16 protein-coding genes are annotated in these 25,728 nt (G+C 61.4%); all 16 read right to left on the bottom strand.

The window, feature by feature from the left end:
- Nucleotides 1-3: 3 nt before the first annotated feature.
- Nucleotides 4-165, bottom strand: coding sequence for a hypothetical protein (locus HX801_RS20625; RefSeq protein WP_008433669.1), 162 nt, complete (start codon nt 163-165; stop codon nt 4-6).
- Nucleotides 166-301: 136 nt separating this feature from the next.
- Entirely contained in the window at nt 302-538 is a 237-nt protein-coding gene (locus HX801_RS20630; protein ID WP_256579544.1) for a methyltransferase domain-containing protein, read from the bottom strand.
- Between the two features lie 135 nt (nt 539-673).
- Entirely contained in the window at nt 674-1,132 is a 459-nt protein-coding gene (locus HX801_RS20635; protein ID WP_008433668.1) for an SMI1/KNR4 family protein, read from the bottom strand.
- Nucleotides 1,133-1,138: 6 nt separating this feature from the next.
- Nucleotides 1,139-9,523 (bottom strand): DUF637 domain-containing protein, encoded by an 8,385-nt coding sequence (locus tag HX801_RS20640; protein ID WP_177022632.1) that lies wholly within the window; start codon nt 9,521-9,523, stop codon nt 1,139-1,141.
- A 31-nt stretch (nt 9,524-9,554) separates the two neighbouring features.
- Nucleotides 9,555-11,276 carry a ShlB/FhaC/HecB family hemolysin secretion/activation protein gene (locus HX801_RS20645; protein WP_177022633.1) on the bottom strand — a complete coding sequence of 574 codons (1,722 nt, stop codon included), beginning with the start codon at nt 11,274-11,276 and terminating at the stop codon, nt 9,555-9,557.
- 321 nt (nt 11,277-11,597) lie between these two features.
- Nucleotides 11,598-12,080, bottom strand: a complete 483-nt coding sequence (pgaD, locus tag HX801_RS20650) for a poly-beta-1,6-N-acetyl-D-glucosamine biosynthesis protein PgaD (RefSeq protein ID WP_003218178.1) — start codon at nt 12,078-12,080, stop codon at nt 11,598-11,600.
- Nucleotides 12,077-13,423 (bottom strand): poly-beta-1,6-N-acetyl-D-glucosamine synthase, encoded by a 1,347-nt coding sequence (gene pgaC, locus HX801_RS20655; RefSeq protein ID WP_177022634.1) that lies wholly within the window; start codon nt 13,421-13,423, stop codon nt 12,077-12,079. Before pgaC ends, pgaD begins: the two co-directional genes overlap by 4 nt.
- Before the next feature lie 3 nt (nt 13,424-13,426).
- Nucleotides 13,427-15,424: a poly-beta-1,6-N-acetyl-D-glucosamine N-deacetylase PgaB gene (pgaB, locus tag HX801_RS20660; RefSeq protein ID WP_177022635.1), complete on the bottom strand. Its 1,998-nt coding sequence runs from the start codon at nt 15,422-15,424 to the stop codon at nt 13,427-13,429.
- A 12-nt stretch (nt 15,425-15,436) separates the two neighbouring features.
- Nucleotides 15,437-17,890 (bottom strand): poly-beta-1,6 N-acetyl-D-glucosamine export porin PgaA, encoded by a 2,454-nt coding sequence (gene pgaA / locus HX801_RS20665; RefSeq protein WP_177022636.1) that lies wholly within the window; start codon nt 17,888-17,890, stop codon nt 15,437-15,439.
- Nucleotides 17,891-18,071: 181 nt separating this feature from the next.
- Nucleotides 18,072-19,568 (bottom strand): YdgA family protein, encoded by a 1,497-nt coding sequence (locus tag HX801_RS20670; protein WP_023659325.1) that lies wholly within the window; start codon nt 19,566-19,568, stop codon nt 18,072-18,074.
- A gap of 266 nt (nt 19,569-19,834) precedes the next feature.
- Nucleotides 19,835-20,467, bottom strand: a complete 633-nt coding sequence (locus HX801_RS20675) for a hypothetical protein (RefSeq protein ID WP_003218188.1) — start codon at nt 20,465-20,467, stop codon at nt 19,835-19,837.
- 81 nt (nt 20,468-20,548) lie between these two features.
- On the bottom strand, nt 20,549-21,991 hold the full coding sequence (locus tag HX801_RS20680; RefSeq protein WP_177022637.1) for an efflux transporter outer membrane subunit: 1,443 nt from the start codon (nt 21,989-21,991) through the stop codon (nt 20,549-20,551).
- Nucleotides 21,988-22,878, bottom strand: coding sequence for an efflux RND transporter periplasmic adaptor subunit (locus HX801_RS20685; RefSeq protein ID WP_003218191.1), 891 nt, complete (start codon nt 22,876-22,878; stop codon nt 21,988-21,990). Before HX801_RS20685 ends, HX801_RS20680 begins: the two co-directional genes overlap by 4 nt.
- Nucleotides 22,875-23,084, bottom strand: coding sequence for a DUF1656 domain-containing protein (locus tag HX801_RS20690; RefSeq protein ID WP_003218193.1), 210 nt, complete (start codon nt 23,082-23,084; stop codon nt 22,875-22,877). The genes HX801_RS20685 and HX801_RS20690 overlap by 4 nt, the downstream gene beginning before the upstream one ends.
- Nucleotides 23,081-25,159, bottom strand: a complete 2,079-nt coding sequence (locus tag HX801_RS20695; protein ID WP_177022638.1) for an FUSC family protein — start codon at nt 25,157-25,159, stop codon at nt 23,081-23,083. The genes HX801_RS20690 and HX801_RS20695 overlap by 4 nt, the downstream gene beginning before the upstream one ends.
- Entirely contained in the window at nt 25,156-25,587 is a 432-nt protein-coding gene (locus HX801_RS20700) for a MarR family winged helix-turn-helix transcriptional regulator (RefSeq protein WP_008433651.1), read from the bottom strand. Before HX801_RS20700 ends, HX801_RS20695 begins: the two co-directional genes overlap by 4 nt.
- Between the last annotated feature and the right edge of the window lie 141 nt (nt 25,588-25,728).

Consider the following 25,728-nt stretch of genomic DNA (forward strand, 5'->3'; position numbering starts at 1 on the left):
TGATTAGCCACCGAACTCTTTAATAATCACAGTAATATTACGTTGCTTTCCATACTCTATAAGCTTGCTCGCGTCAGCCATTCCGCCCGGTTGAACTCGGATGTCCAAAATTTTCGTTGCCGGTACGCCATCCACGGTAATTTTTGAACTTTGCAAGGTGTCCATATGGGTTCTCATGTCATAAGACCACCCTTTACCTCGGGTATCAATCGTTTTCAAACTCACCACATTGGGTCAAAGGGGACGGATTTATTTAATCAACTCATCTGGATTTTTAAATATTTAAATAAATCCGTCCCCTTTACGCACTTGGTATTTTTCCGTAAGGGTTCGCAGCATTTGCGTTGACAAATATCTTTCCACCAGGCTCAACCACGCGAGTAGCTTCCGGAAGAAAATCCATCATTGAGTTAGTACCACCTGCACTCTTGGGAATGAATGGGTTACTAGCAACAATCTCTCCCACCGAACTATCCTTGAAAGGAAGTTTCGTTGCGTCCGCTCGAATACCAGACTGAATATCTGCTCGGACATCCACGTTTATAGCACCAGGAGTTTGAGCATTCTTCCCACCAAATAACTCAACAGTGGGTTTCCCACCAGAACTAGCTAATTCTCCTGTCGCTTTTGCACCGAGCCTTTCTCAACCATTTTTTAAACGCAGAATCGTTATTCAACTGAAAGACATTATTCTTTTTTCTAAGAAATCGATAAAGTTTTTCGCATACAAACTAGAAGTTTGATCAGAAAGTTCAAGCCTATAAACAGGATACTCTCCATCATTAAGACCATCGTCCGTGGCAAAATAAAATGATTCCCCTGCACCCGGCGGTTCGCAGATAAATAGCCTCTCCTTCCCACACAACCCATTTCGACCGTTAACGATTGACATATAAACGATATCCCCCCCCCTTACACTATCAAAATCCATTTCGTAGATACTATAAATCTCCTCCCCAGATATTTCCCCGCCAGAATAACACTTCAGCCACCATTTATAGCTATCAGGCAACTTCAACCCAAGACGAGCTTCAGCTTTATAAATCCACTCATCAGCAATCCCGTCACCATAATCAGCAAACTCAACGTAATCCGACTCTTTAATAAGATTAATTATTCTCGAATAATCCACGCCTAATTACTCCCCGCTCCGAGCCCGCAACTTCCAATAATCCGACTGATAAGAGTTAAACTCTTTAGCCTGCTTTGTCAATGTTTTTGCATTCAAATCCGTAGGAACTGAAACATAGTCAGTCGTAGGGTTTCTGTATTCTGCAGAGTCTTTGTAACGAGTATACCTAAAGCTTTGAGCGGCATTGGATGGGACATGAAGAACACTGCTATTCTGGCTATGGAAAACAGAACCAACTTCTGCAAGTGAACCACGAGTACCAGCGAATCCATTAACTTCAGTTTGCGAGAGATGATGTAACTCAACTGATTTCCCATCATACCCAATTGGTGCTCGACCCGAGGCCATCCTCTCAAGGTTTGAGCCTTCAACAGTTTTACCTCGTACTCTCCAGGTCGATAGGGCCTCTGGGTCAAAGAGGTCGTTACGTTGATAAACAGTCCTATCTAGAACTGTTGTTTTATTCCAAAAAACATCAACTTTAGGCGTCGTACTTGCAACATTACTACCCGCCGTCGTGCCCGTACCAGCAGAACCTAGCCCTTTTGCACCACTGGCAAGCTCTCCAGCTAACTTACCATTAAAGTATTTACTCGCGCCGCCAAACAGAGCCGCCTGAGCTGCGGATTTCGCCGTGCTCCATGCCAGGTCAGACGTTACGCTCGACTCTCCTGGAAAGGTTTCCGGAAAGAAAGAAGCTAGCACTCGGTCGGGCTCATTGGATTTAAAATCCGCCGTAATCCGGCTAGCAGAATCCCATGCCCCCACCATCGAGGTGGTGCCAAGCGCTCCTAAGCCGATGGGTAAGGCACAGGTAACAACGCCAACACATGCGGGTGACGACATCACCATCCCGGTATATGCAGTAGCCCCTCCGACTAGGCCAAGGGCAGTGTCTTTGCTTGCTCCAACGACCTGCACCGCCTTGCCGTGAGCATTGAGCGTATCGTCGCTCCAATCCTGCCAACTACGGCCACCAAACTGGCCGGTCGCCTCAAGTAACGCGATCTCCTCACTAAAAGTGGCGCCGCGATCCTGAAGTGCCTTGAAGTCCTTATAGGTTTCATCGTTGGTCGGGATCGACTCTGCGCAACTAACCAAAGCGCAGGCCGCCGCATTCAAACGATCAGCCTTTTCCGGATGGAACCGTCGCTGTTCATCCAACGCATCGGCTTGAGACTTGTGAAGCTGGTGGTTGTACTGCGTGGCATTTTTCGCCACCCAGCCACCCTTCTCCAATTTGCTAGCATCTGCATCTTTTTGTGTGGCCGCAGCTAAAACACCGACCAGTTGAGAACTCATGGACAACAATGTCTTGTCGCCCTTCACGATGTCGTTAAGCTGTACGACCAGTGCCTCATTGGCGCCGGCTGCCAATGCGCCTGTACGGAAATCTCCACCCGTTGCTTCGGCCAAGAGGCCACCGACCATCGCATGAATCGCGATCTTGGGAATTGAACCGTTTTCGATGTTCCACTTTTTCGTGTAGTCGCCGACGGCATTGAAGCTGGCCGCTGCCAGGGTATTGAATAGCGCAGTTTTCAGCGCCTCACTCCCACTGCCGCCCTGCCCCAATGCTTTACTCAACAGCGTTGAAGTACCGCCTTGCAATGTCTGGTTCGCGGCAAACTGCCCTACACCAGTCCATGTGTTGAGCTGTGGCCCCGTTATTTGCTTAGTCGCCTGATCAGTATGAGTTCCGGTCCAGCCATCAAAATAAGCTGCGGTCAATCCAGCGGTCACACCGGAAATCGTATACCCCTTCAAAGCATCCGAAGAGGTGACATCCTTGAACACCGCCCCTAAGTTGCCACGATTATTAACGACACTAACCGTCGCATTGGTCGCAGCGCCTGCCGCTACGGCTCCCGCACCTGCCGCGACAGCGACGCCTGCTCCAGCACCTGCAGCCGCAGTCATTGCCAACGGCCCGACAAATGCGGCCATCAGAATTGCTATTACAATCTGCGAGCCCGCACCTAAACCGGAGTTACTGTATTTGAAGCTATCGTGGATCTCTTTGACTTGGCGCCAGTCCACGTCACCGCGCTTTTCAGCATCCTTGAGCCAAGCCAGATTCGGATCGGCTTTGACCATGGTATCGATGGTCTGACTAACGGTTTGCTGATCGATCTGCCTGACATCAATCTTCAATCCGTCGACAGCTTTGATAACGACCTGCCCTTGAGCGATCATTTCACTCTGGCGCAGCGTTTCGTCAGTGTTGCCTTTACCTTTGGCGCTGAACCAAGCGAGGTCACCCTTGCTCTTGGTATGGCTCTCGTCATGAAGGTCTTTGACGCCTTCAAAGACGATGGCCCCGCCACTGTTAAGAATGATGTCATTACCACTATCAAGCTTCGCGACCTGGTAACGCTGGTCACCTTCGCTGATCAACGTGAGGTTGCCGCCAGTCTTGATCTCGGTCCCAACGTTCGTGGTGCGGGTTACTTCGTCTCGCTGCTCTTTCTTCGCGCCCCAGCCACCGTTCTCCTTCATGTCATACAACGTATGAGTACTGTTCTGCGCCGCCAGCAAATTCAACTTATCCCCGCTATACAGATAAGCCTCATTCCCCGCACTGATCTTGCTCGCCACCAGCGTGGTGTCGCGCCCGGCCTGGCTCGTAAAGTCCCTGCCCGCCGTCAGCACACTGGCTAACTGCGTGGTCTGCTCATCCGCGGTCTTAATGCGTTTCTTGCCGTCTTTTTCCTTGCCTTCGACGTTGTGCACATCGCTGACAGACGCCACGTTGAAATCGCGCCCGGCCTGAATGTTCAGGTCCTTACCCGCGGTGGCGTTGCTGCCGATGATGTTGACGTCTTGCCCCGCCACCATGCTCAGGTTGCCACCGGCCGTGACCGTGGCCGCTTGGTTTTTCACGTCGGTGGTGATGCTGGATTTGTGCCCGCCGTCGCTGAAGGCGTGGATCTCGCTGGTGTCGCTGACGGCGATCAGGTTGAGGTCGCGCCCGGCTTTCAGGTCGGCATCGCCGCCGGCGGTGAGTGCACCGTGGTTGGTGAGGTCGCGGCCAGCGTCGATGGCCAGGTTTTCGCGGGCGGTGATGGTGCCGGCGCTGCTGTCGGTGAGGGTGCGCATGCCGGCACCCTGGCGCACCTGGATGGCGGTGTTGTCGTTGGTGATGTCGCCCTTCAGGGTGGTGAGGCTGACCTGGGTGCCGCGTATCTCGCCAGCCATGGAATTGCGGATGCTGTCCTGGGCCAGCAGGCTGAGGTTGTTGCCGGCCTCGATCAGGCCGCCGGTGTAGAGGCTGCCGCTGCTGGCCACTGAGAGGTTGTTGCTGGCGCGCAGGGTGCCGACGTTGATCAGGTCGCCGCCGGTCATCAGGTTGAGGTCGCGGCCCTGGATCAGGCTGTTGCCGCGCACGTTGCGGGAGTCGGCCTGGGCCAGGTAGAGCACCGGCACGAGCACGGTCTGGCCGTCGACCACGCGGTTTTCCATCCACACGATGTCGTGGGTCAGGGCGCCGACTTGCTGGTCAGTGAGGGATACGCCGACGCTCAGGCGCAAGGCGTCCTTGCTGGCCAGGGCGTTGTCCATCAGGTAGCGGAACTGGTCGTAGTCGCTGGTCAGGCCACCGGCGAGGAAGCGTTGCCCGGTTTGCGCCAGCACCGCATCGCGGATCAGCCGTGACTCGTATTGCCCGTCACCCAGGCGACGCCAGGCGTTGTCGGGGCTGTAGCCGAGCTTGCCGAGCATGTAGTCGGAGCTGAAGAAGCCCGCCACAGTGGTGAGGTTCGGGTTGGTCTCGATCAGGTAGTGACTGGTGGGGTCGGCGTTTTTGATGAACAGGCCGTAGTCGCCCTTGGGCAACTGGAAGCCGGGCGCGGTGGTGGGGTCGACCGGGGTGAAGGACTCGCCGGTGTAGTCCACGGGTACGTAGCGGCCGTCGGGCGCGATGCTGGTCACCGGCAATACGCTGCTCGGCGCCTGGGCGGTGGCGTCGTTGACGTGCTTGCTCAGGTTGATGTTGATGCCGCCGACGGGGATGCCGGTCTGGTCGTCACCGAGGGTGCCGGTCAGTTGCTCCAGGGTGTTGGTGTGCAACGTGCCATTTTGCAGGGTGCGCGCAACGTTGAGGTTGACCGCGCCACCGGCCTGTATCGTCGCGGTGTAGCCTGGGCCGCCGTTGTCGGTCCAGGTGGTGACGTTGCTTTGCTCGGAGAAACGCCAGTCGCTCGACCGGGCCTTGAGCACCTCAAAGCGTGCTTCATCGAAATTACCCGCTGCCACTGCTGCGTTGAAGGCGGGTACGTCGATGTATTCCATCCGGTCCCACTCATCGGTGTCGATGCGCTGCGGGGTGCCGATGACGATGGTGTTCTGCCCGGTGCGAGTCGCGGCGCCCTGGTTGAGCAGGTCGTTGGCGGTGATGCTCAGGTTGCCATTCGCCGCCAGCAGGCTATAGCGGTTCTGGACGTTGTCGCCCTGGATCAGCAGGTCTTTGCCCGCCACCAGGCGCGCAGAGGCCGAGTCCTTGATCGCGGATTCAAGGTAGGTCTGGTTGATGGTGATTTGACCGCGCTTGAACGAGTCGTGCCCGCCGCAGTGCTGGCCGCACTGCCAATTGAGGCTGCCGGTGGTGATGGTCTGGCCCAACTCGAATTCAGCCTTGGCGTTTTCCACATTCCGCGCACTGATGCCGATATTGCCTTCGCTTTCAACCGTACCGGAAAGGTTGCTGAAGCCCGCCGCCATGCCGCCATCGAGCGCCGCGAAACTCAGGTTGCCCTTGCTGTAGACGTCGCCGTACAGGTTGCTGAAGCTGTTCCCGCGCAGGGTCAGATCGCCGCCGCTGAACAGCAGCGTGTCGGCGCTATTGCTGATGCCATTGCTGGCGCTGAGGTTGACGTTGCCTTGTGAACCGAGGGTGCCGCGGTTGTTGATGTGTGCGGCGGCAATGTCGAGTTGCTGGCGTGCGGTGAGGTAGCCGAGGTTATCCAGCGTACCGCCCAGGGTGATGCGGGTGGTGGTGCCGCCGGCCAAACGCCCGCCGTTCTGGCTGAGGTTGTTGGCGACCACGCTCAGTTTTTGCTGGGCCGAAAGGCGGCCACTGTTGGTCATGTCGCCGGTCAGGTTGACACTCAGGTCACCGTCGCTGAGCAACTCGCCCGCGTTATCCAGGCTGGCGATATCCAGGGTCAGACCCTTGGCGCTGGCCAGGCGGTCGCCGGCCTTGAGGCTCAGGCCCTGGGTGCTGGTGTAGTGCAAGGCTTCATTGAGTTGCACACGGCCGAGGCCATCGACCCGGCCGAACGACCAGTCGGCGGTGCCCAGGCCATTGATGCTGCCCTGGCTGCCGCTGAGGCTGCTGGTATTGAGGCTGAACACGCCGGTGCCAGCGTGCTGCAGTTGCCCGGCCTGGTTATTCAGATGCCCGGCGCTGAGGCTGAAGGCCTGGCTGCCGAATTCAAGAATGCCGTTCTGGTTATTCAGTTGGTCGGTGACCGTCAGCGTGCTGCTGGCGCCTTCCATCGCCCGCAGTTGGCCGCCCGCGCTGTTGTCGAGGTTGCCGCCATTGAAGGTCAGGCCCTGGTTGGACTCAATCAGGCCGCCTTGGTTGGTCAGTTGGGTACGCGAGGTCAGGCTGAGCTGATTGCCGCTGATCTGGCCGTTGGCGCTGTTGTCCAGGGTGGCGCCGGAGACGGTGACGTGCTCCTTGCCGAACAGTTTGCCGCCCCGGTTGGTCAAGGCCTCGACCGTCAGTTGCAGGTCGCTCTTCAAGGCGGTCAACGCGCCGGCCTTGGTACCGTCTTGGCTGTTGTCGACGCTGTCGGCTGTCACCGTCAAGCTGTCGCCTTGCACGGTGCCGCCCTGGTTGTTCAAGGTGCCCAGCGTCAGGTCGACCGCCGCACCACCGCTGAGGATCATGCCCTGGCGATTGCTCAGGTCCTGGCCGCGGTAGCTCACGCCCTGATTGCCGGCCAGGAGTTGGCCCTGGTCGTTGTCGAGGGTTTGCGCCGCGATATCCAGGCGCTTGCCCCGCAAGGTGCCGCCCTGGTTGTCGAGGGTGGTCAAGGCCTTGACCAGCACACTGCGTTCGGCGGCGTCGATCACACCGTTGGTGTTGGTCAGCAGGTTGCTGATGTTGAGGGTGATGTCGCCGTCATTGCTGACCAGCGCGCCCTTGCTGCTGTTGTCGAGGTCTTGCGCGGTGACAGTGAGGGCCTTGCCCAGCAGGATCCCGGCGCTGTTGCCCAGGCGGTTGCCGGTCAGCAGCAGGTCACCCTCACTTTGAATACGGCCCTGGGTATTGAGCAATTGGTCGTTCAGCACCACGCTCACACCCGGCACACCACCGGCCAGCAACCCGGCACTGCGGTTGTCGAGGCTGCCGGCGCGCACGTCCAGTTGGTCACCGACGATACGCCCGGCGCGGTTGTCGATCTGCCCGCTTCGCGCATCCAGCAGCAACTGCTTGCCGATGATGGCGCCGCCCTGGTTATCCAGGCTCGCGGCGTGCAGCTCGATGTCGCCCTGGGCGGCCTGCAAGTGACCTTTGGCGTTGTTCAGCTGTTGGGCGACGGTCAAGGTCAACTTGCCGGCATCCGCGCTGAGTACACCTGCGTCGTTGTTGCTGAGGCTGCCGAGGGTAGCGGTGAGTTGCCCACCCACCAGCTTGCCGTCCTGGTTGGCGACGTCACCGGCGCGCAGGTTCAAGTCAGTGCCAGCCTGGGCATGACCCTGGCTGTTGTTGAAAGTGTTGGTGACGGTGAGGTTGAGCGCGCCTTTCTCGGCACTGATCAAGCCCTTGGCACTGTTGTCGAGGCGGGCGGCGTTGACCGTCACGGCGTCGGCAACCAGGAAACCGTTCTGGTTGTTGATCGTGTCCGCTGTTACACCGAGGTTGCCCGCGACAATCTGCCCGCCGGTGTTATTCAGCGTGCCGCTGTTGAGCGTCAAGCTGCCGCCCGCGACCTGGATATGGCCCTGGCGGTTATCCAGCGAATCGGTTTGCAGCGTTGCCGCCTGATCGGCACCGAAGCGAATCAGCCCGCCGAGGTTGACGATGGCCGGCGCGTTGATCGCCAGCGCTTGCTCGCCATACACCCGCGCGGTGGCGCCCTGGTTGGTCAGTCTGGCACTGTTCAGCGTGACGGTTTTACCCTGGATCACTGCGCCCTGGTTGTTCAGTTCCCGGGTGGCCGTGGCGCTCAGCGAGCGGCTGGCCAGGACGTTGCCGCTGGTGTTCAGGGTTTGCGTATTCACCACCACATCGCCGGTGGCATTGCGGCTGTTATCGGCCTGCACGCCTGCTTCGATGATGCCCGGGTTGGTGACGGTGGTGGCGTTGAGTTCGATGCGTTGGCCAGCGGCCAGGCTCTTTTGGTTGACCAGTTCTTCAGCACTGCTCACCTGCACATTGCCGGCGGCGTAGACCTTGTCGGTCAGGTTCACGTTCTGCGCGGTGACCTTGAGGTTACCGGTGGTCGCCGTCTGCGCCATGCTCAGGCGCCCGTTGGCATCCAGCTGGATGTCGCCGCCACTGGCGGCCAGCGTACCGTCGAGTTTCACCCCTACGCCGGCCTCGGTGCCCACCAGTTTGATCGCACCGGCGTACATGCCGCCCAATGCCGAGGAATCGATGGCCAGCTCGGGCTTTGCGCTGCCGTCATCGGCGCGCGCGGTGGCTTTCAGGCTTTTGGCATCGACGTCGTTACGCCCGGCAATGACGGTCAATTCTCGTGCATTGATCTGCGCATTGATCTTGGCCGAACGGGTGATGATCTCGAAGCGGTCGACGTTACTGGCGTTCAGGCCCTGGCCGTCGATGGTCACGGCACCGCCGTCAACCTGATAACGCTGCAACTGGCCGCTGGCGTCGAGCACCGGTTTGCCGGTGGTGAGGGTCACGTTGGGGGTGTTGATAAAGCCGCAACCGCTGCACGTGACGCCGTACGGGTTGGCGACGATGACCTTGGCCGACTGGCCCGCCACTTCGGTGTAGCCGCGCAGTTGGCTGGGGCTGCCGCCGTTGACTTCGTTGAGGATGACGCTGGCCGCGCCGCCCTTGAGGTTGGGGTTGCCGACGATGTAGCCACCCAGCTGGGTGTTCGTCATGGGGCCGTTGGCGTTGTTGAGGATCACGCCGTTGGGGCCGACGTTGTAGTCCTTGAATTGGTTATGGGACAAGCCACTGCCATTGGGGGTGGCGATGTTCACCACCGGTACGCCATTGCCGGCCTGGCCGACGGTGGTGCCCGGCGCACTGACCACAATGCCTCCGGCCTGGGCCAGCAGCGGCTGCCAGAACAGCGCGTTGGCCAGGATCAGCACCAAACCGCGCTTGGGCAGGCCGAAGAACGAGTCTCGCGGTTTCAGCGCAGCAGAAGGTTGGCGGGCCAGGAAGGCAAAGTGGCGAACATCCATTGTCATATTCTCGATGTAACGGGGCGTTGAATTACAGGAAGAAATCCATGCGGAAGTAGATCGGCGCTTCGCGCTCGCTCATCACTGCCGGGCGTTCCAGGGAATGGGCAAAGGTCACGCTGGTGCTGACGTATTTGCCACGGGCGAACAACTCCAACGAGTTGCTCGAGACCCGGCCATGCACTTCACCGTTATAGCGGTCGTTGCTGATCACACCCTGGTCGTAGCCGACGCTGGCGCCGTATTCGGCAAAGGCCGGGCGCATCCAGTCCCAGGTCACCGGGCGCGCCCAGCGCACGTCGTTGCGCCAGTAGCCGCCGCTGTCGCCGGTGAGCTGCTGGTCTTTGAAACCGCGCACCGAGGCCGAGCCGCCGAGGCTCATGCGCTGGGGGCTGAACAGAATGTCTTCACTGCGTTGGCCGGTGGCCAGGCTGGAGAAACTGAACGACTCACCCCATAGCGTGAACGGCTGTAAATAGCTGACGGTGGCGGTGTATTTGCGGTAGCGCGCGTTGGGCAGGCGATTGCCGTATTGATCGCGCTCGTTTTCAGCTTGGGCATCGAAGGCGCCGATACCGTTCTGCATGCCCAGGTCGAGGTTGACGAAGGCATTGCCGATGCGGCGACCGTGGTTGATGCCCAGTTGCAGTTCACTGAGGCGGTTGCTGCTGGGCTCGGTGCGCACGTCGAGGATGTAGTTGTTGGTGCGCAGGTGCGACAGGCCGACGTTCACCGAGGTCTTGCTCACGTCGTCACGATGGATCACGCGCTCGGCGCGCAGTTGGTGGTTTTCGTTGTCGCCGTTCTGCTTGAATTTAAAGTCGTTGGTTACGCCAAAGGTGCGGTAATCACTCTCGCTGTAGGTGTAGCTGAAGTTCCACCAGCCCCACGGCACGTTGTAGTAGAGCATGGTGTTTTTCGAGGTTTTCTGGTGGTCGCTGACGGCATCGTGGCCGCCGCGCAACACCAACTGGTCGGCCAGGCCCAGCGGGCTGTCCCACTCAAGGCCGGCGCCCCACTGCTGTTCGCCGGTGCTTTTCTGGCCGTCGTTATTGCGCGACAGGCTGGCGCGCCAGGGCTTTTGCGGGACGTTCTTGACCTGCACTTCACTGCCGCCCACCTGGCTGCCGGGGGTCAGTTCCATTTGCGCCTGCTTGGACGGCAAGCGATTCAACTGGTCCACCAACTGCTCGATTTCCCGCAGGTTGAGCTGCTCGCCGACCTTGCCGGGAAAGGCCATGGCCAGCTCGCGCGGGGACAGGTTGCTGCCGTCGGCGCCCTTCAAGCCTTCGAGCTTGCCTTCCACCACCAACACCTGGAGGTGGCCGGTGGAAAGGTCCTGCTGCGGCAAGTAAGCACGGCTGGTAACCATGCCTTTGTCGATGTAGTAGTCGGTGATCGACTTGAGCACTTGGTTGAGCTGGGAGACACCCAGGCACTGGCCGATATACGGCTTGAGCAGGCGCTCGCGGTCCGGTGCAGGCAGGCTGTCGGCACCCTTGAGTTCGATGTCTTTGATCGGGAAGCAACGGGTGTCGGCCGGGGTGGCAGGCGCTTCGGGCTTGGCTTCTTTGCCGGGCAGTTCCTTGAGGTCTTCAAGGCGCCGGCGCTGTTCTTCCAGCAGACGGTTTTGCCGGTCGCGGATCAGGTCCTGGTCGCCAGGCGTAGGCGCCGCCACCGCACTATTGAGTGCGAAGCAAGTCAGCAGGCAAACGCCCAGCAGCAGCCGAGTCCGTGGCAATAATAAAGACATGTTCGATCCGTCGAAAAAGCGGGGGCCGGCAAACTAACATCGAACTTCCGGTGGGCCAAGATTCTGGCTTAGTGGGAAGTTATGTTTAACAGGCATATAAGTTGCTGATTATTAACAACAAATAAATCATGCAACGTTTAATTGCTTGCAATTGGAATTTTTATTCCGACAAGCGGTAACAGTTTTGATACACCTCCAATGGTGGCGCTTACAATTGCCATTACTTGGCCATCAATGCGGTATCAAGACTGGTTAGTAGCCAAAAGATGAGAAAAGTTCGCGGTTATTTTGTGAATTGGATCCCATTTTTCGATATCCCGGTTAACCAACCTCCTTGGTCCGCTCCTGCCCCGCTACCAACTTCAGCCCTGGCCGCTCCACATGCCGGGACACATGGGCTGTCACTTCCTGCACGCCCCCTTCGTGGTCGTTATGAATCACCAGCACACCCGGGCGGCGCAGTTGCTCCAGGTCACCTTCCCCCAGGCTGAAGCTGTCGCTCAAATGCTGGTCGCTCAAGGCCTTGGCCGCCGAGCGCCGCTGGGCAAAGTGCTTGCCACGTCGCTGCTGGTAGCGTGCCCAACTGATCAGCACGACTGCGTTGAACACGGCGATCCACAGGTAGATCTGCAAGGTATCCAGCGCCGCGAAAATCGGCGCATCGATCCGCGGGCCGCCGTGGCTGTCGAGCATCGGCACCAGCCCGCGCACCAGCAGGATGATCAGCCCGGCCCAGGCCAGCAGGGTCAGGAATACGTCGATGGCCCACATCACCGGGCGCTGTTGGGTTCGGATCAGGTTCATGGCTGCACATCCGTAGTGGGGGCTTTGATACCGCGATCCGGGCTGACCCAGCGCGCGCGTTTCTGGTGTTGGCGGAACAACACTTTGGGGAAGCTGACCAGGGTGGTGAATAGGCTCACCAACCAGAACACCAGCGGGTACCAGACGGTCCAGAACAGGGTTTTCCACAGGCCCTTTTCATAGCGCCGGTCGATCATGATGCTCACCGCGAACTGCACCAGGCACACCACTGCCAGCAGCAGGCCGGTGAAGGCCGGCGGCATCAGCGAGTCGACGGCGATGGCGGCGGGCAGCGTCACCACCTTGCCCACCGCCCAGAAAATCACCGAGAGCAAAAAGGTGAAGGCCCAACCGGTGGACAGGCAGTACTCGAACAGCAGCGGCCACAGGTAGCGATGGCGCCATTGCCAGATGCCACGAATATTTTTGAACAGCACTTCAGCGCCGCCCTGGGCCCAGCGCAGGCGTTGCTTCCACAGGCCGCCGAGGGTTTCCGGCATCAGGATCCAGCACAGCGCGCGGGGCTCGTAGAAGATGCTCCAGTGGTCCAGTTGCAGCTTCCAGCTCACGTCGATGTCTTCGGTGATCATGTCGGTGCTCCAGTAGTCGACCCGGTCCAGGGCCGCCCGCCGAAACGCCACCACCACGCCGGAGACGGTGAAGATCCGCCCGAAGACCCGCTGGGTGCGCTTGATCAAGCCGATGATCGAAGAGAACTCGCCCACCTGCACCCGGCCGATCAAGGTGGAGCGCGTGCGAATCCGCGGGTTGCCGGTGACCGCCCCCAGGCGCGGGTTGTCGAGCATCGGCGCCACCAGGTACGCCGCGGTGTTCGGCGAGAGCAACGCATCGCCGTCGATGCACACCAGGTATTCGCTGCGCGCCGCCACTGCGCCCATGCGCAGGGCCACGGCCTTGCCCTGGTTTTGCGCCAGGTGCAGCACCCGCAGGCGCGGCTCTTTCAGGGCCAACGCATCGAGCACGGCGGCGGTGTTGTCGCTGGAGCCATCGTTGATCGCGATCACTTCGATGTTGCGGTATTGCTGGGCCAACGCGGCGCCGATGGTCTCGGCGGCGTTGTCGCCTTCGTTGTAGCAAGGGATCAGGATCGAGATCAGGGGCTCACCGGCCAGCACCGGCGTCGGCGTGTCATCCGCCCACGGCCAGTGGCGCTCCCAGTGCAGCCAGAAGTACAGGCCGCCGGCGATCCACAAGCCGGACATGAACAGTGGATAGAAGAAGACGAAGTCCATCAGGAACTGCCCGGTGACCAGAAAGATCAGGCCCAGGGGCACACCCAATACCAGCGACAACACGATAAGCGCGAGGATTCTGTCGAACATGAGTCAAGGATTCCACTGGTTGGAAAGGGCCGGACGCACGGTTTTCAGATCCGGCGAATTCTCCAGGAAGTTGTCGGGGTAGTAGCCAAAACTGGTCACGCCCTGACGCTTGAGCACGCCCATCCACTCGGCCATTTGTGCACCGTCCAGATCGGGGGCGGCCGAGGTACGCCAGTCCTTGGCTTGCAACTCGAAGACTGTGCGTTGCAGCGCGCCGGGGCGGGCCTTGACGGTGGCCACGAGCTTTTCCAGCCAGGCGTTGGAGCACTTGAGGTCCTGGCCTTCCATCAGCGGCATGGCCATCGGCGCAGTCCAGTCGTAGCTGGTGAGGAAGTCGTCGAGGTTCTGCGCGAACCAGGCTTCGCTGCCCGGGTTGAGCATCGGTTCGGCGAAGATATTGCGTGCAGTCTGCACCTGCGGGCCGCGCAGCTTGCGGACCTTGGCCGTCAGCTCATGGGTGAAGTCGATCAGGTAGCGGCTCTTGAAACGCGTCCAGCGGTGCATCACCGCAGGGTCGGCGCGCAGGGCTTCGATGGTGTCCGGCAGGCCATTGGCGGCGTAGGCCTTGAGCGCCAGCGGGCTGGCGTCTTCGAAGTCCGACAGCACCGCGTCGTCGTGGAACAGCACGCCGTCGATGGCACTGGTGCGCGCCAGGTCTTCGTAGATCTCACCGATGACCTGCCGCACTTTCGGATCGAACGGCGACAGGCGCTGGTACTGGTCCGGGTCGATGGCGACCTTGCCGGTTTGCGGGTCCCAACGGGTAACGCGGGGCAGCTTCGAATCGAGGGCGAAACTGAGCACCGGCATCCAGGCAAATACGTTCACGTGGGCCCGGGTGCGCAGTTGCCAGGTGACGCGGTTGAACAGGTCGGCGCGCACCGGCAAATGGCGGTTGGGGAAGTACAGCGAACGCACCAGGCCATCGCCCTTGGGGTCGGCGAAAGCCTGCAGGAACACGGTGCTGGCACCCATGTCGACCACGCGCTGGATCAGTTTGTCGAGGTTGCGCACCTGCTGTTCCGGGTCCGGGTCGTAGACGTTGTCCAGGTCCACATGCAGCACCCGCAGCGGGGCTTCAGTCTGGGTCGCGACGATGGCGTTGGCGTAGTGTTCGCCGTCCGGGTCGGAGGCCACCAGGAAGCGCGGGCTGCTCATCAGGTTGCCGAGGCTGTCGAGACCGTCTTCCAGGGTCAGGGCCATCTGGTAACCCTGCTCGCCCACCACCGCCAGCGAGGTGCCATCGGCAGCGCCGTAAGGCCACACCCACACGCGCGGCGCCTTGCCGGTGACGGCGCGGATCTTGTTGGAGATCGCCGTCACGTCGGTGCGCATCCGCGCCTGGAACTGGGCTTCGGTTTCGTAGCGATGGGTCGCCGGGTCAAAGCGTCGGGTGGTGGCGGCCGGTTGCAGGTTGCCCTGTGGGTTGGCCAGCACGCCCTTGTGATTGGCGTCGGTGTGCGCGGCGATTTCCACCAGGCCGGACTGGGCGATTTCGCGCACCTGCTGCCAGGTCAGGAAGTCCGAACGCGGCCGAGGTGTACCGGCGAAGTCCACCGGCTGGTTCAGCGGCGTATCCACCCACGAACCCACCGGCGCCAGCAGCGCGTGCCAGTTGTAGCTGCGCAGGATCGGCATCACACGGGTGTAGAAGCTCGCGTAGCCGTCATCGAAGCTGAGCATGATCGCCTTCGCCGGCAACTCCGGGCCGCCGTTGCGGGCCGCCAAAATCTGGTCGACGGTGACGGGCTGGTAGCCGTTTTCCCGCAGCCACGCCAACTGCTCGATCAAACGTTCGGTGCGCACGGCCACGACAGCCTGATCGGGGTCGCGGTCCTCGATGTCGTGGTAGGCGATACCGAGGAAATGGTTCTTCGGCCACGCCGCTTCGCTGGCAGGCTTGAGCCGCTCGGCGGGTGGGGTGAAAGGTGCGGGTTGCTGGGCGCAAGCGCTGCTCAGCATTAACCCCAGGGCCAACAGGCAACGGGACAAGACGGGCATGATCGGACTCTTCTAGAAGCGGTAGGTGAGGTCGACGATCAGGCGCAGGTCGCTTTCGCGCTCACCGTCATAAGGTCGGCTGATCCAGCTGAGGTTGGCGCCGGTTTCGAGCACGTCGTTCCAGCGAAACCGCTGGCCGTAGCCCACCAGTGCAACGCCGCCGGTACCGTAGTCGCGCTGGCTGTAGGTGCCCGCCCCCACCTGGAACTGCTGGCTCCACTGGGTTTCGTAGCGGTGGTAGAGCACGTGGTTGACGGTGGCCGTGGGCAGCACGCTGAAGTCCGAGCGCGGGTTGAAGTACGGCGTGTCTTCCTTGGTGTTGCGGCTGGTGCCGACTTCCAGGCCCAGGTCGACTTGCACCCCCGGCGAGCTGTACACGCCCTGGCGACCGGTGAGCAGCGCTTCAAGGCGGTTGTTGCCGTCGCTGAAGTGGGACGGGCTCAGGGCCAGTTTCCATTCGCGGCTTTCGTTGGCGCGCCAGCGGATAAACCCGCTGCCGCCGTTGGCAGTAATGTCGGCATTCAGTGCCCGCAGCGGGGTGCTCGCGGAGAGGTAATCGAGACTGCCGCCGTACTGCCATTGGTCATTGATGTCGCGGGCAATCGCGATGCGTGCGCCCTGCTTGTCGCCAAAGCCGTAGGAGTGGTTGGAGACCTCGGCTTCGAGGGTCATGTCGCGGGTGCGCCGCTCTACACCGAGGCGCTGCCAACGGTGTTGGCCGGTGCCTTCTTCGAAATCGGCGGTGGCGTAGCCGGCCCCGCCAAACACGCGCCAGTCTTCATCGATGGGCGGGCTGTAGAGCAAGGTTTCGATGCCGAAATCGCGGCTGCCGGACACCGCGCCCGCGCCGTTATCGCCGCCGCCGTTGCTTTTGCCGGTGTAGGCCTCGACGCGCAATTCGGCCATGTCGTGCACATCCCGCAGGCGGCTGAGGCGCTGTACCTGGCGGTTGTCCGGGGCGCGGTCGACCACGTCATCGGTGAGTGCATCGAGCTGACGCCATTCCTGCAGATCGAGGGCAGTGTGGCCTTGGGAAACCTCCAGGCCGATGTCGCGCGGGGCCTGGGCTTCGGTTTCCTTGAGGGTGTTTTCGGCGCGCCGTGGCCAGTCGCGGGCACGGTACATATCGGCCTGGGCCAGGCGCAGGCCGATATTGCCCGGGGCCTGTTGCACCAGGGCTTCCAGGCCTTTTTCGCTGGCGGGCAGGTCGGCGCCATAGGTGCCGGCCTGGGCGGCCAATTGTTGGGCGTCCATCCAGGCGTCGTTGGGGTTGCCGATGGGCAAGCCCTTGAGCTCGACCCGGGGTTTCTGGGTGCTCGCCAGGTTGTCGGCGACTTCGCGAGCTTCCACCACTTGATCGTTTTCGAGCAGGGCGTAGAACAGCGCGGTGCTGTCTTCGACGTGATCGCCGGCGTCCGCATCGCTTGCCGCCAGGGCCTGGCGATACAGCGGCGCGGCCTTTTCCGGCTGGCGCTGGTCGAGGTAGGCGGCAGCGACCCAGCGCAGGGCGTAGGTCGGCAGTTGCACGCCTTCGCCCTTCAGCACTTCGTAGTCGCGGATCACCTCGGCGGTGCGCGCCCGGGCTTTCAGCGCGCCCAGACGGTCGATGCGCCAGCGCACCACGTCGTCATGGGCGTTGGCATCCGGTGTCCAGGTGGTGAGCAGTTGGTCGTAATCCTTGAGGGCACGGTCGGCGATGACGTAGCGCTCTTTTTCACTGCGGGTCGCGAACTCGGCCATGCGCACGCGCTCGGCGGCCAGGTCGCCTTCGAGGCGGCGTTGGGTGACCGGGTCCAACAGGCCAGGGCGCCGGGCAGCGAGGCGCAGGGCCGGTTCCGGCAGGCGCGCACGTTGCAGGGCGACGATGTATTCGCGGGCGACTTCAGGTTTGTTGCCGGCACGCATGAACGCCTGGTCGAATTCGAACAGCGCGTCATAGGTAGAACCGGCACGGGTCAGTGCGTAACCCAGGGCCATGCGGCGGTCGGCGTCGTCGGGCTTGGCGGCCACCAGGGCGCGGGTGCGCTGCACCGCTTCAGCGGTCTGGCCGGCGTCCGCCTGGGTCAGGGCCAGGCCGAGTTGCAGGTCCGGGTTATTCGGCTCGCGCAGCAACGCCTGGCGATACACGGCAATCGCCGGTTCCCAACGCTGCTGGTTGCGATAGGTGCGGGCGACGGTGGCCAGCGCCTGGGTGGTGAGGGTGCGTGAGCGGCCCTGGGCCTCGTAGACCGTCAGCACCTCGGCGTCCTGGCGCGCCCAGCTGGCAATCAACAGGTGATCGCTGACCTGCCCCGGCGTCTGGCGCTCGGCGGGCATTTGGCGCAACAGGTTGAGGGCCGGACCATAGTTGCCACTGCGGGCCTGGTTGATCAGCGAATCATAGGCCGCATCGGCCGATGCCACGACGGGCCAGAGCAGTTGGCTGCACAGGGCCAGGCGGATAAACGGATGAATATTACGCGACATGTCGTCAGCTTCCTCACCAGGGAAAGCTGTAGCGATAAGTTCACCTGCACGACACTCCAGGCGGCCGGCATCTGATGACGCGGCCAAGCTTTCCCGGGGCGCAATATCCTTGAGGGGGGTACAAAAAAGGCCAATTCAGAACAATTGTTCAGAATTGGCCTACATCATTTTGAGCCGAGTCTTATTGAGCGCCGCTGACCGCGCCGAACTTGCCCAGCACAAAACCAATGAATTGCTCGACGGTCATTTTCTGGCCGTTGAAGGTCACTTCATTGTTGGCGTAGTGCAGCTTGGACACGATATCGGTACCCACCAGGGTCGCCAGTTGAGTACCCACGGCCATGCCGCTGATCATCTCGCTGGCCATCTGGGATTGCTGCTCGATGGCTTTCGGGTCGGTCACACCACCGATCTGCGCCTGCAGGCCGGCAACGTCCTGGATCATCGGCTTGGACAGGGTCAGGTTGGCGTCCAGCAGCGCAACGATTTGCTTGCCCAGTTCAACCGGCGGCAGGTCCATGCTCGACGGCTTGGCGAAGTCCGCCACCAGGTTGAAGCGGCTCTCGCCATTGGTGGTTTTCAGCGACAGGTTTTCTACCGCCACTTGCGGCTTGGCAGCCAGCAGTTGGTCGACGTTGGCCTGGGCCAGGGTCTGCTCGGCTTCGGTCAGTTGCAACTCAGGCACGGGCTGGCCAGCAGCGGCAGCGGCCTGGGCCGGCTGTACTTTTTCCTGGTAGAGCTTGGTCAGTACCAGCATCGACGGGATGTCGACGTTCTTCATGCTGACGGCCATGGCCGCCGAGCCCACGGGCTTGCCCTGGTAACCGATCTCGTCGATCTTGTAGTCGACGCGGCCGGCCAGGTTGTTGTCCTTGGTTTCGCTGCTGTCTTTCTGCTCAAAGTTCTTGAGAGTCAGCACTGCTTGCTGCGGGCCGAAGGTGACCTTGGTGTTGGTCAGCTCGACGGTGTTTTGCCCGGTGTAGAAACCGAAGGTGGTTTTTTCCAGGTTGCTGGCGATGGTCAGGCCGCTCAGCTCCGCATCCAGCTTGGCGTTGTTGGCATCGATGACCGAGACCTTGAGGCTGTCCATGTAGCCGCTGGCCTTGACCTTCTTGCCTTCGGCGGTGGAGTCGAAGTCGAGGTTGGCGCCGGAGAAGCTCACGGCCGACTTGTCGTCCTTGAGTTCCAGGGGCAGCAGTTCAACGTTGCCGGTCACCGAGCGGTCATAGCCGATGTTGGCCACGCCTTTGAGGGGCGACACGTCCTTGCTGGCAGCGAACCATTTTTCGGTGGTGGGGTTTTTCTCGAGTTCGTAGTGACTGGTGGCCATGACCGGCAGCCACTTCAGCGACACCAGGCGCGAGAACGGCAGCGGGCCGTGTTCGATATGGTCGACGAACAGCAGTTCGGTGTCCTGATGATTTTCGCCGAACACCGCGCCCTGGGCCTTGAGGCGATAGTGGGCGGTGCTGCTGAACAGCTGACGGTCGAGGGAGACCAGTTCGAGGGTCACAGTGCCGTCGACACCGGCCATGGAGGTCTGCAGTTCCTTGTTGGCGTCCTGGATGGCGGTTTGCAGCACCGGCTCCAGTTGCTTGCCGGTGTACCAGGCACCGCCTGCGCTGATTGCACCAATGGCGACGACGATACCCAAGAGAACGACTGCTGGCTTATTCATGTAGTGACCTGATCAAATCCTGTGAAGTGGGCTGTCTTCCCTGAACCCCGAAGGGTGTCGGCTCAAGCCCGCCGAAATCCGGGGAAGATTAGCATTGGCTGGCGTATGCAGCCCAATTTTTCAATAGGCGCAGACTTCAGCGCTGAACGGTAAAGTGCCTTCGCGAGCAAGCCCGCTCCCACATTCGACTGCATTCCAAAGATGGAACTCGATCGAATGTGGGAGCGGGCTTGCTCGCGAAGGCGTCAGTACAGACACCACAGATTTCAGGAATACTCGGTTTCGATCTCATCAAGTTGATGGTCGAAGCTCTTCAGCCGTGCCGTCCACGTATACACCAGCACCTCAAACTCACGGTGAATCACCGCATTGCCCGGCGTATCCGACTTGGGATCATAAAAATCCAGCTGGTAACGCTCCCGCGCCATCGCAGTGGCCACGTCGGATAATTCCCGGGCGTTATTCAGCCAATGCCGTCCGTCGGCGACTTGCCGATCAAGCATCACACATTGTTTTTTCAGGGCTTCGAGGCTTTTTTCCAGCGGGGTGCCGGTCAGTTCACCCATGACTTCCTGGAAGGTGCGCCCCGGTTGCCAGTAGCTGCCCCAGAAGTAGCGGTCGAACACTGTCTCGACCCGACGCAGGGCAACCTTGGTATCCCAGATCGCCACGCGGGTCTTGCCTTGTTCGAGTAGTCTTCGCTTGATTCGCTGGCCCTGGTAGGAGGCCCAGGCCACCACGCCGATGGACAGCACCGCGATCAGCGCGCTGGCGCTGTCGAGGAACACCATGGCCTTGTCGATTTGATGGGCCAGCATGATGCCGTAGAAGTAAGTCGCCGATAGCAACACCAGTGCGAAGAACACGCACCAGAAAGCGGGAGCATAAGGGTTTTTCATTATTGGAATCCCCATGAGCAAACGCGAGCAGTGACCAGCGGACCATCACGTAAGTCCGCCTGTCAAAGCATAGCAATCAGCTCAGGGTTTGCTGGCTTGTGTGGCTTGCGTTCGTCCACTTTCCCAGCCGCCGCCCAGGGCCAGGAACAAATCGATCTGGCTCATGGCAACCTGGGTGTTCGCCGCGGCCAATTGCGCCCGCACGTCGGTGTAGGTACGCGTGGCCTGCAGGTCGGCCAGGAACGACGCGCGGCCGGCCTGGAAGAACCGGTGCGTCTGCTCCGCCGCCTCTTTGGCCGACGCGCCGGCATCCGCCAGGGCATCGCGGCGTTGCAGTTGCGCGGTGTATTGCGCGAGGCCCGTCTGGGTTTCACGGATAGCGTTGAGCACCACCCCGTCGAAGTGCGCCAGGGCGCCCTGGGTCGCGGCTTCGGCTTCGTGGATGCGGGCGCGGGCGCCGTTGGTCGGCAGCGTCCAGCTGATCAGCGGGCCAAAGCCCCAACGGTTGGTGGCCGGCGTGCCGAGGTCATCCAGGATGCCGACGGTGCCCACGGTGGCGCCGATGCTGATGTCCGGGTACAGCGCGCCGGTGGCCACACCGATGCGCGCGGTGGCCGCCGCCAGTTGGCGTTCGGCCTGGCGCACGTCAGGGCGGCGCTTGAGCAGCGTGGCGCCATCGCCCACCGGCAGCTGTTGCGCGATGTGCGGCAGTTCGGCGCATTGGGCAGTGCCGGCCGGCAGTTGATCCAGCGGCCTGGCCAGCAACATCGACAGGCGGAACAGCCCGGCCTGGCGCAGTGCTTCATAGCGCGGCATTTCGGCGCGCAAGGATTTGTATTGGGTTTGCGAACGGGTGACCTGGGTTTCATCACCGCGCCCGGCATCCCGCAGGCGCTGGGTCAGGTGCGTGCTCTGGGCTTGCAGGTCGAGGGACTCATTGGCGATCGCCAGCTCTTCGTTGGCCGCACACACCTGGGTGTAGGAGCGCACCACGTCCGCCACCAGGGTGATACGGGCGATATCGGACGCCGCCTGGGCCGCATCGGCAGTGGCCTGGGAGCTTTCAATGCCGCGCTGCAAGGTGCCGAACAAATCGAATTGATAGGAGGTGCTGATACTGGCGCTGCCGATATTCGCCACCGGGACTTTTTCCGTCAGCAAATAGGCCTCACCCGATTCTTGCAGGCGCTGGGCTTCGGCCTTGGCCCCGGCACTCCAGCCGCCGGCCGATTCGGCTTGCTGCACCTGATAGCGCGAGCGCTGCAAGTTGGCCGCAGCCACCCGCAGGTCGGTGTTGGAGGCCATGGCCTGCTCCACCAGCTTATCCAGGCGCGGGTCCTGGTAGAGCTTCCACCAGTCCGCCGGCACCGGCGCCGACACCACATTGCTGCCCTCCCCGGCCAACTGGCCCTGAAGGTCACCGCGGTTCACGGCCGCCTTGTCCGGCAGTTTGTAATCGGGCCCCACCACTTGGCAGGCCGCCAGCAACAACCCCAGCCCGGCGGTTGCTAAAAGCCGTTTCATGGCTTGTTCTCCGACTTGGGTTGGTCGTCGATGATCGACACGGTGGCGGTGCGCCCGGCAATCATGCGGAAGTCTGCCGGCACATCGTCAAACGCAATGCGCACCGGAATCCGCTGGGCCAGGCGCACCCAGCTGAACGCCGGGTTGACGTTGGGCAGCAGGTTGGAGCCGCTGGTGCGGTCACGGTCTTCGATACCGGCGACGATGCTCTGCACATGCCCGCGCAGGCGAGCGTTGTCGCCGATCACGCGGATGTCGACGCTCTGGCCGACGTGAATGCCGTCGAGCTTGGTCTCTTCAAAGTAGCCGTCGATGTGGAACGAGTTGCTGTCCACCACCGACAACACCGGACGCCCGGCGGTCACGAACTCCTGGTTACGCGGCGCACGGTCGTTGATGTAGCCGTCCACGGGGCTGCGGATCACCGAGCGGTCCAGGTTGAGTTGCGCGGCATCCACCGCCACTTGCGACTCGGCCAGGGCCGATTGGGCACGGGCGACGCGGGACTGGCTTTCTTCCAGTTGCTCGCTGGCCACCAGGTTGCCGAGGCCACGGTTACGCTTGTTCTCGCGCACGGCCTGGGCCAGGGTTTCCTGACGGTCGGCCACGGCGGCCTGGGCCTGGCGCAGGGCCAGCTTGAAACGGTCCTGGTCGACGGAGAACAGCACCTGGCCGCGCACCACCAACTGGTTGTCGCGCACGTCCACTTGCTGGATCAACCCGGACACGTCCGGGGCGATCTGCACGATGTCGGCACGGATGTGGCCGTCACGGGTCCACGGCGCGAACATGTAGTACATCACCATGCGCCACACCACGACGCAGGCGAAGGTCACCACCAGTAACGTCAGGACTACACGGCCAATGGTCAAAAAAGGTTTTTTCATGTCATGAGGTATCGACTGAGTGAATCCACTGCGCCCAGCAACAGAGCGTAGAGACCCACATTGAACAATGCCCGGTGCCAGACCAGGCGATAGAAGTGGACGCGGGTCAACAGCCCGTGCACCACCAGGTACAACACATACGTAATGCCCATCAGCACCAGCAACGTGGGCAGGAACACCCCGCTGATATCCAGATCACCGATCATAAAGGCGCTCCATCGGGTAACGGCGCTTCCATCTCTGTGCCGCCAAGAAATTCCACGCCGGGCAACAGCGCCAGGCGCAAGCCGCTGAGAGCGTGCAACAAATGCAGGCGGGTTTCGTCCTCGCCTTGCAGGCCCTGGCCGTTGAGGGCGCGGCGGGTACGGTCGAGGGTCATCAGCAGACCGCTGGGGGCCGGCAGACGTTCACCGGCCTTGAGGCAGGCCTTGAAGTAACCGCCGACGCCTTCTACCACCTGGTTCAACAACACCCGCGGCACCCCGAGGATGCGCGGCGAGTACGCCAGCAGGTCCAGCAGGTTCAGCGCCACCCGCACTTCCCGCAGGGCGATGCCGGTGTCCTGGCCGGTCATGGCCAGGCGCGGCAGGTGTTGCATCAGGCGGTCGAGCATTTGCACGCCCATCTTGCGGTGTTCGGCCAGGGTCGCAGGCTCGGTGAGGGTGACGATGTCGCGCCAGCTGAAACGGGTCAGGCGCTTGGCCGCAAGCTCGGCGCCGAACGGCCGGGCAATCAGGGTCCAGACAAAGGCGAACAACAGGCCTACCGGGCCCGCCAGGTTGGAGTTGGCGAAGGCCAGGAAGTCCGCGTCGTAGGCACCCTGGATGCTGATGAACGACGAGGTATTGACCAGCGTCAGCAGCATGCCGAGGTAGAAACGCGGCTGTACCGTCAGCGTGCCGATGCAGATAAAGGGCACCGAAAACGCCAGCACCAGCATCGGGAAATCGTGCAGGTTGGGCAGCACCAGAAACAGGTAGAGGCTGGCGAACAGCACCGACATCGCGGTCCAGAAAAAGAACCGGTAGATCTGCGGCGCCGGGTCGTCCATGGAGGCGAAAAAGCTGCAGGCCACCGCCGCGAGGATCACCGCGCTGCCACCGTCGGTCCAGCCCAGCAGGATCCACAACACCGAGGCGACGATGATCGCGGTGACGGTGGAAAACGCCGAGTAGAACATCAGGCCACGGTCGAGGAACGGTGTCAGCCGGCCCAGGCGCCAATGGCGGTAAACTGCGCGCCAGCTGTCCTGGCTTTCGCACTGGATGGCGGCTTGCAGGCTGCGGCAGTCCTGCCACAGATCCACCCACTCGCCCAGGCGATACAGGGCGTTGGAGAACAGCAACTGATGGCGGTCATCCAGGGCGTCAGCATCGGGTTGCAGGGCTTCGATCTGGTCACGCAGGACACGCCAGCGTTCGAGGGGCGCATCCTTTTGCGTGCTGACCAGCCACTCGTTGGCGGCGGTCAGCAGCGGCGTGAAGCGCTCGAGCAACTCCGGGGCGCGGTGTTCCAGGGCGTACACGGCGTCGTCCAGTGCGTCGATCACCGGCAGCAGGTGGATCATCCGCCCGCGCAGCTCCTTTGTATTGCGCACCGTTTGCGGCCGGGAGCCCTCGTGGGGCAGTTGGCCGATCATCAATTCCAGGGTGTTGAAGGTAGCGACCATCCCGCCGCGCAGGGTGCTGATTTCCTCGGGTTGCACGTTGCGGCTGAGGAAGCGCTGGCTGTAGACCTGGGCGTCGGCAAACCACTTGCTCACCGAGTCATCGAACACCGGCGCCAGGCGTCGCGGCCAGAACATCGCCCCCACCACCGCCGCCACGGCGATGCCGAGGAAGATCTCTTCGGTCCGCGCTTCGGCCACATCCCACACCGCCAGCGGGTTATCCACCACCGGCAGGGCGATCAGCGGCAAGGTGTAGCCGGCCAGCATCAGCGCATAGCTGTTGGCGGTGCGCAGGTGCAGGGACAGGAACAGCAGAATCCCGGTCCACAGCGCGATCACCACCACCAACACGTAAGGCGTCTGCACAAACATCGGCACAAAAAACACCGCAGCGGCCGCGCCCATGAAGGTACCGACCGCCCGGTACAGCGCCTTGGAGCTGGTAGGGCCGACAAACGGGCTGGACACGATATACACCGTGGCCATCGCCCAATACGGACGCGGCATTTGCATCAGCATGGCGATGTACAACGCGATCATTGAAGCGGCGAACGTCCTTACGCCGTAGAACCAATCCTTGGCCGGCGGCATGCCGGTAAAAAATCCGTTCAAGAACTCACAACCATGGGATGTTGATTGGCACCTTCGAAGGCCCGCAGTACACGCAAAGCAGCTTCCAGGTCATCGGGGTCGATTGTCGCCAGCACCTCGCGACGCAGGCGCACCAGTTGCTGTTCCACTGCCTGCACCAGCTCGCGGCCACGCGCGGTGAGGCTCAAGGCCTTGGCGCGGCGGTCGTGGATGTCTTCGGTGCGGCACACATAGCCGGAACTGCACAGCTGATCCAACAGGCGCACCAGGGACGGGCTTTCCATCCCGGCGGCCTGGGCTACCTTCACCTGGTGCACACCGTCGCCGAGGCGGCCGATCATCAGCAGCGGCACGGCGCAGGCTTCGGAGATGCCATAGCTGACGAGCGTGGTCTGGCAGATTTTGCGCCAGGTTCTGGCACCTACCACCATGCTACTGCTGATGTTCATCTGGAGTTGTTCGAGGGTCTGGGACACTGGATTATTCGCATACAGTTAGTTTGCTAACTATCAATATGGTCGATGGATCCAATGCAGTCAAGTTTTGATACAAATTTGCGGATGGGTGGATGGCCCGTGGGCTAAGTAAAG

This window comes from Pseudomonas sp. G1002 (genome assembly GCF_013385455.1).
Taxonomy (GTDB): Bacteria; Pseudomonadota; Gammaproteobacteria; order Pseudomonadales; family Pseudomonadaceae; genus Aquipseudomonas.